This is a genomic window from Streptomyces sp. NBC_01283, from assembly GCF_041435335.1.
Classification (GTDB): domain Bacteria; phylum Actinomycetota; class Actinomycetes; order Streptomycetales; family Streptomycetaceae; genus Streptomyces.
Map to the genome: position 1 here is coordinate 5,273,600 of NZ_CP108430.1, position 12,855 is coordinate 5,286,454.

Here is a 12,855-nt window from a genome sequence, read left to right on the forward strand (position 1 = left end):
ATTGCTGGCGGGGCCCGGCCGCGGCGGCTCCCCTTGGCCACGGCCGGCCCGCCTCAACCATGAGGGACGGCGACGCGGGAGTGTGCCGACCATCATGGGAGTCATGGAGCGGCGACGGGCCTGAACCAACACCAGCATCCACACCCCGAAGCCACCACTTCCTCTCCCGTGTTCCCGGGGGAGGGCAATCGACACAGGTTGAATGTGTGAGGTCTGCCTGGGGGCCTTCAGGAGTACGTGGACTTTGATGGGGTCCCGCTGCGACCGGATGAAGGGGATGCGGTCGCGAAGTCATCGCGAAGTCGTCGGGAAGTCTGCATTGCGGGCGCGATCAGCGGGCTGGCCTGCGAGGCTGTGTCGTGTGACGTACGCAGTGAGTGTGGACACCCGGATAGCCGGCGGAACCGCGGAGATGGATGAGCTGCAGCGGTTCGGCGCCGGCGCTCTCCTCGAGGACGGCTTCGAGTCCGTCGAGGAGATCGCGGGCCCTGACGGCATGGAGATCAAACTCCTCGACACATTTGTGGGCGTGTACCCCGGGGGGGCGCTCCTGAAGGTCTTTGTGGACGCCCCGGCGCTGGAGTTCGCCGAGGAGTCCGTACGCGAACTGGTGGAGGAACTGCTAGAACGCACGGAACTGCTCTCGGACTGGACCGTCGAGCGATGCCAGGTGGAGCTTCATCCGGACCTGGCGAAGGAGAGCCTGGACGCGGCCGACGGCCCGGACGCGCCACCGGATGACGTCGAGTCCCGCCGAGCGCGACTGATGGGGCTGGCCGCGGGAGCGGCATCCACGGACGCGACCGGGACGGCGGCGGAAACCGACGCGATCCGCGCCAAGATCCGAACCCTGGCCCCGAGGCTGGCGGCTTTCGACGCGGGGATGTTCGGAGTGCTCGACGCCGAGGAGGGCGTGGACGGCGAGGAGGGCGAGGACGGTGGGGGCGAGGCCACCGATCAGGACTCGGTCACCTCTACTGTCTCTACCACCTCGACCGAGGACGCCGAGCTTGCCGCCGGGGCACTGATCTGGGGCACCGACGTGCTCCTGGACGAGCTGTTCCAGGACGCGCACGCGCTGGACAGGGAGGGAACGAACGTCGCCGAATGCGACGGCCCCATGTGGCTCCTGGACGAGCTGCCCCCGCGCTACGCCCTGCAGTACGACGCGCGTTTCGCCCGGCGATTCCTGGTGACGGCGATCGCGCTGACCACGCGGCTGACGGAGGGAAGTTTCCTGCAGCTGAGCTGCGTGGCCGAAGAGCTGGCGCTCAGGCTGCTGCTGCACGAGGCCGAGGTCACGCTCGACACGTTCGGCCTCCTGGACGAGGGCGTCTCTTCGGCACTGGAATGCTTCGCGGCCCTCGTGTACGAGGACATGGACCACGAGTGGCTCTACGACGACTCGATGGACGGCATCGACGAGAGCGAGGTGGGCGAGGCCCTCGGCATCACACCCATGGGCATCGCCAACTGGTTCAAGCCCTTCAACAAGGACCGCTACGTCCACCCGTACGCAGCGGACGAGCCCGAAACCGAAACCGAAACCGACCAGAGCCCGAGCGAGGACTCCAGTCCTTGAGCACGACCGAGCCCGCTGCCGGGCTCGGGCCCGCACGTCACAGGAGACGTCCGGTCACCAGCTCTGGACTGTCCAGAACAGTGGATTGCAAGAAACCCCCAAGTCGAACCCCAAGTCGAGTCATTCGTCGTGCGGGGCTTCCAGTTCCAGGAGCCGCTCGGCGATGTCGTCGGCCCACTCCTGCGCCCATCGGCGCAGCCCGGTGATCGCCTGCTCGCTGAGGCCGTAGGCAGCGAATTCTGTGTCGTCGATCCAGTCCGCTCCGGCGAGGCGTGCCTGGAGATCCGTGAGATCAAAGGTGTCACGGGCGTGGCGGCGCCCGAGTTCTTCGAGTTCGGGAGGACTCCAGCGGTCTGCGGCTGCCCGGACGTCGATGAGGTCACGGGCGAGACCGCGGTCGGACAGCGCGCGGACCTTGGTGCCGACGACGTCTTCGAGGGAGAGGACAAGCCCGTACTCGGTCTGAACGGGCGGACGCCAGAGGGCTTCCTTAAGGACATCGACCTCGCACTCCTCGCCGCTGTGCGGATCGGTGACGATCAGCCGTGCGGAGAGGGGGTCGGTCTCCAATGTCCTCACCCGCCAGCCGCGTTCCTCCAGCCCGGCGCGCACGGTGGCTGCGATCTTCTCCATCCCTTCGGGATTCTCGGTGGCGACGTCGAGATCCTGGCTGAGGCGGTCGACCAGGCCGTGGGCCTGGACGGCGTAGCCACCGGTGAGTGCGAGGGGATAGGGGGTGCCTACGGCCAGTACGTCGGCGAGGAGGCGACGGTGCAGTTCGGTCAGGTTCACGCAACAGCCCGGGTGCGCGGGGCCAGCTCGGGGAAGGCGGTTTCCCAGACGTCCCGGAGGTCCCGGCTGATCAGTGTGCGCAGGGTTGGCCACAGGCTGACGAGCAGGTCCTGGTCGAGGTACCGGATGAGGTCGTCGTGGAGGCCTTCGGCCAGGACGATGCGATAGCAGCTCATGCGCAGGCGCGGCTGGTCGAGGTCGAACTCGGTCAGCCCGGACCAGGCCAGGTGTAGCGGCAGGCTCACGGTCCCGTGGGCGGGCCCGGCAAGTGCCGCGAGCTCGGCAGGCAGCCGCCGGGCAAACTTGGCTCGGCGGAGCTCGGAGAGGCTGGGCGGTGAGGCCATGCCCCGATTATCGCCTGAGGGGGAGGCGGGGATGAGAAATGCTCCGACATCCGAGCGAGAAGCTTTCTCGGCGATCAGCCCTGGGGACCTGCGCACGTTCCATGCTCTGGTCGAGCCTGGCGCGTATGGAGCGGCTCGCACAGGGAAGGGAGGGGCCGCTGGTTGTTGATCTCAGCGATGATCGGGAGCCCGTGCTGGGACCGACGCCAGGGACCGCAGCGTCAACATCCGCTTCAGACGTTTGTTTGGGCTGCCTGCACGGTGGCCGTCATGGCCTTGCCTGGACGCCCAATTTCTCAGCCATCTGCAGCCGCTGATGTCAACTGGTAGCTGGTCCTGGCCCCGGCGATGAGGTCCCGTCGGTGGACGCCTTCTTGCTGTCCCCGCCCGTCACTTCGTGGAAGAAGCCCGGTACACCAAGGATGATCGCGGGGACAGCAAGTGCCCACCACCACAGGTAAGCGCCGCCGTGGAGGGCGGCCCACGTGCCTAGGCCGATGCCGCCGAGACTGAGAACGACCCCCAAGCCCACCCCAACGGCATCCCGCTTGAAGGAGTCTTCGCGCTGACGCATCTCGCTGTACCTCTGCGCTGTCGCGTCCACTTGGGACGTGAGGACCGACTTGGCGGTTGTGCCCTCCGCGACAGACTCCACTGCTGCGATTTCTGCAGTCAGGCGAACCATGATCTTGTCTGAGCTTGATCGGCGACTTGCCCGAGCGGCGAAAAGGCCCGTGAGCAGGGCAATTACCACGGGGGAGAATGCGGTTACTGCCTGCGTGGCCGAGGCGACCTGCAACGTCATTCCCATCGTCGAGGGCGATAGCGTCCACGGTACCGAGCGTGAGCCTCGCTCCGGCAGGGGCTGGGAAAGGGATTGATCGTGGCCTCGCCGTAAGGGTCTGCTTGGCGAGGATGTTCAGGGCGTTCCCCGTAGAGGTCGGGGGTGGGCACGTCTCTTTTTGTGCGCTCAGTGATCACGCACGCTGATGTCGACTGCGGATGTCAAAGGCCCCGGACCAAGATCGGCCCGGGGCCTTCTGACTGGTGCCCCCGGCAGGATTCGGACTGGATCTGTACGGGATGGGGATGGTCACCGGTTGCTGATCTCAGCGACTGTTGGGGTCTCGCATAGGGGCGACTGAACTACGTCCCGTGAGAGCGGCGGCGCCTAGCGCGAGGGGCGCGCGAGTAAGCAGACGTGAACCAGGGCGCCGTATCTGGGTTCATGGCATACGACGCCCTGGCCTCCATGGCGGCTGACTCAATGGCTCACGCCGCCGCCTGCCCCCTCAGCCATGAGGTGCCAGGCGGCGCGCCCGCCTGTCGGACCTCGGCACCGTCGGTGGCGGTCAGTTCCTCTTGTGTCTCGTGGATGTCTGCCAGCAGATGCTTCACCCGGTCTTCCAGATATGGGCCGGCGGCTCCCTTGGGGACGGTCACCCAGACCGGCCCGCCTTGCCGCGTATCGCCGACGGCGTGACCGAAGAAGCCCTTCACGTTGTTCCGGTGCTCCACGATCCGCACGCCGCAGTAGCCGACCAGTTCTTGCAGAGATGCGACGGCTTCCGGGCGGGCGTACTCGCGTCCCTGCGCGATGAACTCGTTGAGGCAGGACCGCAGTCGGTCGGCTTCATCGAAGGTCATCTCCACGTGGTGCCGCTTCTGGGTGGTGCCGATGGTGAGGTCGATCAGAGGACGCGGATCATGCGGCATGTGCTCCATGACGAGATCGAGCGTCTCTGCCTCTTGCCCGTACTTACTGTGGACCACCGGATGCAGCGCCAATTCCATGCTGGTCTCCTCCGTTGCGTGGAACTGATCGGCCAGAAGCCCGGTCACGCTGTGCTCCTCCTGGTCCCGGTACTGGCACCAGGGCGGGCAGGGGGCGACGAGTTCAAGTGGATGAGTGGCGGCCGGGTAGAGGTCGACGGCTTCGGCGGCACCGCCGAGGATGACAGCCTCGAACCGGTGCCGCAGCCCTCGGAGCCGCAGGGCGAATTTCTCCACGCCGGCGATGAGCTCTCCCAGGGCAGCGGAGTCCAGTTCAGCCGTACCGTCGACGGCCGAGAGCCATAGACGGGGCTGCTCGCCGCGCGCTTCCTCATCGTGTCCGAGGCCGATCTGCACGGACAGCAAGGGTGGTTCGAGGCTCGGACTCATTTCTGCAGGGGCGGTCAGACGCACCGGGATGCTGACGTGGCTCCCGACTGCCTCCGCGTGTGCATCGCGGGCGCACCAGGCGGGGCACTCCTGCTCGGCTGGGGGGAAGGGCAGAACTGTAGTGGTGGACATGATGTCTCCTTTGTTGGGAGTGACTTCGTGTCCATCAGTTTTGATCCCGCTCATGGGCATCACGCCCTAAGCTCCCAAACTGGGTATACGCCCCGTTCGTCCAGGTCAGGCTGTGCCCCCGGCAGTCGAATGCAGCTCGACGCGCCCCTTGCCAGGGGGCATCTGTTGCCCGGCTCCCGGTCGCGGTTCGGTGACGGCCCAGGAGACTGCTGTGGTTGCTGTACGTCTCTGTTGTTCCGTAATGCCCAACAGCCATCAACACGCTTTCCAACTGTGGTGGTGGCCCCGATGACTCTGAACGGGGCCGTTCACCTGCGTTCATGGACGACCGGCCGTGAGAGCTGCTACCGGCTTCCGTCCTGCCTGAACGGCCGTGAACGGCGCTGAATGAGACGGAGACTGAGACGGAAGCGTGCCCCGCCTTCAGGACGGCTCCGACCCCCAACACGGCCGCCGAAGTGGAGGGGACTTGAGCTGTCCCCCGACAGGTAGACCCTCCGCTACTCAGCATTGATAAGCGCGAGAGGCCAGGAAACCTCAGGCACGGATCAGCCCTGCACACTACGCTCACCAGCATGAGGCGCCAGCAGCTTGAGTTAATCACCATTAGGGCAGTCGAGCACGTACTAAGCGGCCGAACCAGCGAGGACTCCCTCATTGAGTTTAAGGCAACTTGGCCCGAGGTGGCCAAAGTTAGACAATTGGCCGGGCATGCAAATGGCGCTCGCGGCGAAGAGATCATCTGGATCATCGGAGTGGACGAAAAGGCGCACACCCTCACCAACCCGGAACGGCAAGACTCGGCGCAATGGTGGGCGCAAATGAGCAAAAGGTTTGACGGACTAGTGGCGCCCGAGATGACGGATCTGGTAGTCCCCATTGGAGATTCAGGTGCCGTCACCTCCCTTCTATTTCAAACCGATCGCTCGCCATATGTAATTACAGTTCCATCCGGAGGGGCAGTAGAACGAGAGGTGCCAATTCGCGATGGCACTCGGACACGCAGCGCCACCAGGCACGAGCTGCTACGCCTCCTGGTGCCTGCAGCAACCCTGCCGGACCTCTCCGTGCTTGACGCGCGACTGACCATCTCTGAGGTATTGGCCAAGGAGAAAAAGAGGTGGACTGCTCACGCATCGGCAATGCTGTACATCGAGCAGGGTATGAATTCTTCATGCTTCTTCCCCGCCCACGGAATGCATGGATCACTGGAAACCCATAACGGCACAACCATGTACCGCGCATTCACTAAGGGTATTCAAAGTGACCTGCGGCTTTCATCCGGAGACTCGGGCGTTCAATGGCGCGCCGACGGCGCTATCGCAAACGGTCCGACGGCATTTGATGTACTGATCTGGACTTCGAGTGATGGAGAAATTCCGGAGAACGTAGCGAAAGCCGACGGTTATACACTGAACCTCTCATTTGAAGTCGCCGGGTCAGACCGAACCATTCCTCTGCCAATTCTTCTCACCGCGCCAGAGGTCTCCGAAAGACACGGTTTCAAGAAGCTGGAAGCTAGCCGCGCGACTGATTCGTAGGTCGGCGGAGCGGCTTTGGGCTGGAGCTGCTTTGGGGCGAGTGATCATGGCCCCTTAAGCTTCCGGCGAGTCGGACAGTCTGTGGACCTGCCCGTTAAAGCACGACGTTGGGGCCATGATCTTAGAGGCTCGCCCCAACGTGGCTGCGTAAAGCCGTGGAGCCGACCGCCCCAGCCGCGATGTACCGATTCTCTGAGTTCGGTCGGCGGCCAGCTCTTGTCGCGCGGCCGGGTGGACCGGGCCGGAGCGGGGCGGAGACAGGAGCGGCGGCCCGGGGAGCCGGGCCGCGCGCGGGGAGCGGAGCGAGCCGCCTTGATGGGTGTAGGGAAAGTTCAATCTCTCAGATCGGCGGTGATCGCCGTGCCGGCCTTTCACTGGTAGGCGCAAGCAGCGAATGGTTCTCCCTGTCGGCCTTCCAAGCCCCGTTAGAGCGGTGCCCCCGGGTGCCGGGCTTCGCGCAGGGCAGGCCCGTGGGGGTCCTGCCCTGCGCATCCTGCAACTCACCTGTGGTGAAGCTTCCACACAGATGCCGGGAGGTGGCCGGTGCGCGTGGTGTTGAGCTGGGTGAGGTGCGGGAGGGCTTCGGTGGTGAGTCCCAGGGCCTCTGCGAGGCGGCGGATTGTTGTGTATGTGGTTCCTCGTGTGGCGGCTTCCCGCTCGAAGGCCTTGATCTGGGTCAGGAGGTCGTGCGGGACGGCAGGGACTCGCTGGTGCTGGGTCAGTCCCCGTGCCTTCGCTCGTTCGTAGTTGATCTCTGAGGTGCCGCAGACCGTGCGGCAGTGTTCCTCTGCTTCGTCGAGCGTGGTCGTTGCCGTGATGGCTTGGGCCAGGCGGTTGGCGGCGAACGCCGTCGCCCCGTCGACCTCGTGGACGGTGGGGCCCTCGGCGGTGAGTGGGACCGGGAGTCCGGCGTCGCGGATCTCGCACAAGCCTCGGGCGCCCAGCGCGGTGGCGGTGAGCAGGGCCGTTGCTTCGGAGGGGTGCCAGGTGAGGATCGGGATGATGGCTTGGGCGTGCTCCGGCGTGAAGGTCGTGAGCAGGGGGCCGAGGCGCGGGCGGAGGACGTCTGCGGGGAGCTCGCCGTCGAGGCCGGGGCCCGCCACCAAGAGGCGTACCGGCGCCTCGGTGTGGGCGCAGGCGGCCAGGGTCAGGGCATCGGCCAGCGGGCTGCGCAAGGTGGGTTCGTCGCCGTGGGCCAGGATGTCGCCGCCCACGTCCAGGAGGTCGATCGTCTCCGGGGCGAAGTGGGTGATCAATTCCGACAGCTGGCGGGTGATGCCTGTTGCCCCGGCGTATGGGTCGATCAGGGCGAAGGTGTGGGGGAGTTCGGCCGCGAGGCGGGGGAGGGTTGCCGCGTGCGGCGGCTTCAGCGTTGCGGTGCCGGGGACTGCCCAGACGTGGGGGGTGAGTTGGCGCAGGCCGGTGAAGTCGGCGGGGGAGCGCGGGCCCGGGACCGGGTCGATGATCAGGCGGTCCCAGGAGTACGTCAGGATCAGCGCCGGCTCGTCATCGTCGCCGTACAGGGCGGCGTGCAGCATCACCGCCGCCACCGCGTCGCCGCCGCCTCCGGCCGCCACAATGAGCCGTTTCACGAGAACAGGGTAGAGGTGCGTCCTTTCCGTGCGCACCTATAGTGGCCACTGGTATTAGCCAGTCGGTGAAGGGAATGTCGCGTGCCCGAGATCGCTGAGGCCTTGCCCAAGTACCTGCAGATCGCCCAGTACCTGCGCGATCAGATCCTGCGTGGGGATCTGCGGCCAGGCGAGGAAGTGCCGTCCGAGCGGCAGCTGGCCGCCGACTGGAATGTCTCCCGGCCGACCAGTGCCCGCGCCCTGGAGGCGCTGCGGCATCAGGGTCTTGTCGAGAAGCGGCAGGGATCGGGGACGTACGTACGGGATCAGCAAGTGCACCGGCGGGCTCGCGAGCGCTATGGGCGGGCGCGGCAGACGGGGCGGATCTACGGGCCTGGGGAGTACGCGGTCATCGCGTCGGCCGGGTATGCCGAGGCGCCCGGTCACGTGGCCGAGGCGCTCGAACTGGGCAAGGAACGCGGGGCTGTTCAGCGGCGGCGGGTGACCAACTCGGCAGACGGGCCCGTCGAGACGTCTACCTCCTGGTTCCCGGCCGAGCTGGGCCGCAGGGCGCCCCGGCTCCTGGAGCCCGAGCGGATCCGGGAGGGAACGGTCTTGTACGTCGAGGAAACCACCGGTCGGCGAGGCAGCTACGGAGAGGATCGTGTCTGCGCCCGGCTGGCCACCCGCGAGGAGGGCGACGAGCTTGGGCTCGAACCGCCCGCCGCGGTACTGGTGGTTCACCATGTCGTCTACGACCTGCAGGACCGTCCACTGGAGTTCGCGGAGGCCGTGTATCCGCCGGGGCGCTGGGCGTTCGAGCAGGGTTACCCGTTGGGGTGAGTGGTGGGCGGCGATTCCCCGGAAGCTCTTGCCGCCCGAAGTGGCCAATGCCACTATCCGGTGAGTGGCCTTAGCCACTTATCGGAAGGGGAAGCGCAATGACGCGCACCAACGGCGACTCTGGCGACGACGCCCTACTCCAACCACTCGGCGGGATGGTCCTCCATCCCCTCCCGGAGTCGGTCGGACGCGCTCGCCGCTGGTTCCGGAAGTTCACCGAGCCGCATCAGCTCAGCTGCTCCATCGATGACTGCGAGCTGATGGTCTCGGAGTTGGTCACCAACGCCATCCTCTACGGGGAGGCCGACGAGCCCTGGCGGGTACGCGTGCGCTGGTACCGCTTGGGCGAGACGCTGCGCGTGGACGTGCATAACCCCGGCTGTCCCGCCCATGTCCGCCTCCGCTCGCCCCGGGCCACGGAAGCCCACGGGCGCGGCCTGCTCCTGGTCGATGCGCTGGCCGATGAGTGGTGGTGCGGGCCGAGTCGGCATGGCGGGACGGCTGTTGTGTTCCTCATGCACCGCGCGTTCAAGCCTGCCTAAGAGCCAGGGCGCGGGGCAAGGCGGACTCCTAGGGGCCCTTGCGGCACGGCGTGGCACGGCCCCGATCATGCAAAAGGGCCAGCTCAAGAGGATCAAGCCTCTGAACTGGCCCTTAGCGCTGTGCCCCCGGCAGGATTCGAACCTGCGACACCCGCTTTAGGAGAGCGGTGCTCTATCCCCTGAGCTACGAAGGCGGGCCTTGCGTGGTGCGTGGTGGGGGCTCTGGGTGAGAGCTCCCGTGCGCGCCGTGCGAGGTCCTGGGCTGCTGCTATGAGCGGCCCACCACAGACTAGCGGATGGGGCGGACGCGGTGGGATGGGGTTGCGTCCGGGTGCGAGGGGGTGAGCGTGGGTGGCTGGAGTTCGTCAGGGGTGCTGTGGGGGAGGTCTCACCCGGAAGCCGGAAGCCGGAAGCCGGAAGCGGGAAGCGGGAAGCGGGAAGCGGGAAGCGGGAAGCGGGAAGCCGGAAGCCGGAAGCCGGGTCCCCGGGTGGCTTCCGGCCTGCCCTCCGCCCCCCCTCAGGGAGCCGGGGTCCAGTTGCCCAGCCAGTCGGCGGTCTCCTGGCCCGCCGCCTGCGCGTCCGTCAGCTGCGGGCGGTCACCGCTCGCGGGGCCCGAGCCCGCGCCCGTGTTCTTGTACTCGGCGAAACGGTCGTCCTTCCAGGAGAAGCCGCCCATGTCCGTCCACGGAGTCGTCCTGATCGCCGCGCCGAGGGTGGAGTTGCGTACCGTCGTCTGGGGGTCGAGGCTCGCGTCGCCGCCCGCGTGCCAGTTGCGGCCCAGGTAGAAGCTGCGCGCGGACACGTCGCCGTTGACCGTGCTGTCGGTGATCAGGAAGCCCTTGCGGTCGGGCGCGGTGCTCGGCGCGGTGACGTAGCCCTGCGAGCTGCCGTCCCAGCGCTTCTTGAGGGTGATCACCGAGCGGTCCACCACGGCCGTCGCCCGGCCGAAGATGAAGTCGGTGTTGCCCACGACGTACGAGTTCCTGACGTACGCACGGCCGAGCTTGTCCTTGGCCGCCGTGTCCAGGAGGAGGGTGTCCTGGTCCCCCTCGACGATCACGCCGTCGAGGAACACCTTGTCGGCCGCCGTGCGCAGCGCCACCGCCTGGTGTCCGGCGAGATTCTGGTTGGCCTTCTCGTCGAAGTCGTTGGAGATCGTCAGGTTGCGGGCCTGGAAGTCGTCCGCCTCCGCGGCGACGGTCGCGCTGCCCGAGGTGCCGTAGGCGCCGGAACCGTCCGGCTTGGGCGTACCGGCCGCGTTGGCGTACACGATGACCGTGTCCTTGCGGCTGCCGCCCGTGCCCTGGAGGGTGACATGCGGCTTGTTCGACGGGATCTTGACCGTCTCGCGGTACGTCCCCGGCTTGATGGCGACGGTGACCCGTGACGGGTTGTTCGCGGGTACGGCGGCGACCGCCGCCTGAACCGTCCTGTACTGGCCGCTGCCGTCCTTCGCCACGGTGAGGGTGGCGGCAGCCGAAGTCCGCGAAGCCCCTGAAGTCGCCGAAGTACCCGAAGTCGCCGTGGACGCGCGGACGTTCGCGCGCGGGCCCGCCCCCGCCTTCACCTTCGCCGGGACGTCCGCCGCCTTGTCGAGCGTGTAGCCGTAGAAGCTCTTCGGGTCGAACGCCGTGCCGCCGCTCTCGTTGCGCCCGCTCGTCCCGACGAAGACGTTGCCGCGCTGCACGACCGAGGCCGAACTGTCCTTCGTGACCGGGTTGTTGAAGCCCTCGAAGTAGCTGTTCTCCAGGACCATCCTCGTGTTGCCGCGCGAGTAGTTGCCGTAGGACGACTTGATGTCCGTGCCGGGGGCGTCCTGGAGGTAGTTGTTGTAGAGGTGCGCGTGGGCCACGTTGTCGGTGGACGGGTTGCGCTGCTCGGTCTCGCGGAACCAGTTGTGGTGGATCGTGATGTCGGCCGTGGTGTTCTCGGTCCAGCCGATGCCGAAGGTCTTGTTGTTGTCGCTCAGCTTGTTCCAGGACACCGTCAGGTAGGTCGTGTCCTTGCGGCTGTCGATCAGGCCGTCGGCCATGTGCCGCAGGTCGTTGTGGTCGATCCAGACGTGGTGCGCGCCGTCCATCTGTATGGCGTCGAAGTCGTGCTCCTTGTCGTTCCACGTGCCCGCGTACGAGTCCCGGATCGTGAGGTTCCGGATGATCACGTTGTGTACGCCCTGGCCCAGGAAGAAGCCGCCCCCGACGATCTGGCCCGCGGTGCCGGACCCCACGATCGTCTTGTCCGACGCGACCTTGATCTCCTTGCCCTTGGGGTTCATCGTGATCGTCGCGGCGACCACGATGACGTACGGATCGGAGGCCGTCGCGTACTTCTCCAGGTCCGCGAGCGTCTTGACGGTGACCGTCTTCCCGTCGCGTCCGCCGTAAGTCCCGTTCTGGCCGAGGGCGTTGACGGAGGCGAAGCCGTCGGCGACATCGGCGGCATCAGCGACATCGGCGGGGTTGGCGGCGCCGGCTGCGTCAGCTCCCGCCGAGGCCGCGGGAGCCGCCGTGGCCCCGAAAACCGTGCCGCCGCCGTACGCAAGGCCCGCCGCTGCCGCCATGGCCACCGGGATGCCGACCGCCAGGTTCAGCCGGCGCCTGCGATGCCGCGCGGTCTTGTGTCCGCGCTGCTCGTGCGGCTCACGCTGCTCGTGCTCGATCGCTCTCATTGCCTCATCCGCCCTGACCTAGTGGTGTGCGTTGCGCAGGGCAGTCGCCACCACCGGGCGGATTGGTTGCCGGAGCCGCGCGGACTCGCCGGGTCAGCCCGGCCCGGCCGCCCGGTCCCGCTCCGCGAGGTCCGCGTCCATCGTCGCCCGCAGATCCGCGAGCAACGTCTCGAAACACTCCAGGAGTTCGGGCGGGTACTGGGCCATCGTCGCGTCCATCCGGACCGCGAGCGGCGTGAAGAACTCGTCGGCGCGTTCCCGGATGCCGGGCAGGCTGTGCAGCGTGACGACGCGGCGGTCGGCGTGCTCGCGGGTCCGGACGATGTGGCCCGCGCCTTCGAGACGGTTCAGGAGCGCGGTCGTGGCGCCCGAGGAGAGCAGGATGCGTTCGCTGAGGCGGGCCGGGGAGAGCGGGGTGCCGCGGTCCTCGGCGGTGACGATCTCCAGCAGGGCGTCGGCATCCGTGGAGTGCAGGCCGAGCCAGACGGCGAAGCGGCGGCTGAGCTCGTTGTAGCGCTCGCCGTAGCCCCTGAGCCCGTCCATCAGGCGCTCGCGCTGCGCCGTCACCTCGCCGGGTGTCGGTTCCTCCGTCGCCACCGCGCCGCCCTCTCTTCTGCCGGCTGTCGTGCTCGCCGTCATCGGCGGGCTGTGCTTTGACAACTTACCGGCCCCAATTT

Annotated in this window: 10 protein-coding genes and 1 tRNA gene; 4 read left to right on the forward strand and 7 right to left on the reverse strand. The window is 67.1% G+C overall.

What is annotated here, in order from left to right:
- Positions 1-361: 361 nt before the first annotated feature.
- On the forward strand, positions 362-1,582 hold the full coding sequence (locus OG302_RS24135) for a hypothetical protein (protein WP_371528678.1): 1,221 nt from the start codon (positions 362-364) through the stop codon (positions 1,580-1,582).
- A gap of 120 nt (positions 1,583-1,702) precedes the next feature.
- Here the strand turns inward: OG302_RS24135 and OG302_RS24140 are convergent, their stop codons facing one another.
- The 3 genes from OG302_RS24140 to OG302_RS24150 form a co-directional block, all read right to left on the reverse strand.
- Positions 1,703-2,374 (reverse strand): nucleotidyl transferase AbiEii/AbiGii toxin family protein, encoded by a 672-nt coding sequence (locus OG302_RS24140; protein WP_371528679.1) that lies wholly within the window; start codon positions 2,372-2,374, stop codon positions 1,703-1,705.
- Positions 2,371-2,718 (reverse strand): transcriptional regulator, encoded by a 348-nt coding sequence (locus OG302_RS24145; RefSeq protein WP_371528680.1) that lies wholly within the window; start codon positions 2,716-2,718, stop codon positions 2,371-2,373. Before OG302_RS24145 ends, OG302_RS24140 begins: the two co-directional genes overlap by 4 nt.
- A gap of 1,272 nt (positions 2,719-3,990) precedes the next feature.
- Entirely contained in the window at positions 3,991-5,013 is a 1,023-nt protein-coding gene (locus OG302_RS24150; protein ID WP_371528681.1) for a hypothetical protein, read from the reverse strand.
- A gap of 575 nt (positions 5,014-5,588) precedes the next feature.
- On the opposite strand from OG302_RS24150, the gene OG302_RS24155 reads away from it, so the two are divergent.
- Positions 5,589-6,554, forward strand: a complete 966-nt coding sequence (locus OG302_RS24155) for a hypothetical protein (protein WP_371528682.1) — start codon at positions 5,589-5,591, stop codon at positions 6,552-6,554.
- 500 nt (positions 6,555-7,054) lie between these two features.
- On the opposite strand, the gene OG302_RS24160 is transcribed toward OG302_RS24155, so the two are convergent.
- Positions 7,055-8,146, reverse strand: a complete 1,092-nt coding sequence (locus OG302_RS24160) for a DUF1152 domain-containing protein (protein WP_371528683.1) — start codon at positions 8,144-8,146, stop codon at positions 7,055-7,057.
- Positions 8,147-8,227: 81 nt separating this feature from the next.
- Here OG302_RS24160 and OG302_RS24165 point away from each other — a divergent pair, with 81 nt between their 5' ends.
- The gene (locus OG302_RS24165) at positions 8,228-8,968 is read left to right on the forward strand and encodes a GntR family transcriptional regulator (RefSeq protein ID WP_371528684.1); all 741 of its coding nucleotides are present in this window, start codon (positions 8,228-8,230) and stop codon (positions 8,966-8,968) included.
- A 98-nt stretch (positions 8,969-9,066) separates the two neighbouring features.
- Positions 9,067-9,510 (forward strand): ATP-binding protein, encoded by a 444-nt coding sequence (locus OG302_RS24170; protein WP_371528685.1) that lies wholly within the window; start codon positions 9,067-9,069, stop codon positions 9,508-9,510.
- Positions 9,511-9,631: 121 nt separating this feature from the next.
- On the opposite strand, the gene OG302_RS24175 is transcribed toward OG302_RS24170, so the two are convergent.
- From OG302_RS24175 to OG302_RS24185, 3 genes are all read right to left on the reverse strand, one after another.
- Positions 9,632-9,704, reverse strand: a tRNA-Arg gene (locus OG302_RS24175).
- Between the two features lie 323 nt (positions 9,705-10,027).
- Positions 10,028-12,178, reverse strand: a complete 2,151-nt coding sequence (locus OG302_RS24180) for a pectinesterase family protein (protein WP_371528686.1) — start codon at positions 12,176-12,178, stop codon at positions 10,028-10,030.
- A 93-nt stretch (positions 12,179-12,271) separates the two neighbouring features.
- On the reverse strand, positions 12,272-12,817 hold the full coding sequence (locus OG302_RS24185) for a MarR family winged helix-turn-helix transcriptional regulator (RefSeq protein ID WP_371528687.1): 546 nt from the start codon (positions 12,815-12,817) through the stop codon (positions 12,272-12,274).
- Positions 12,818-12,855 lie beyond the last annotated feature (38 nt).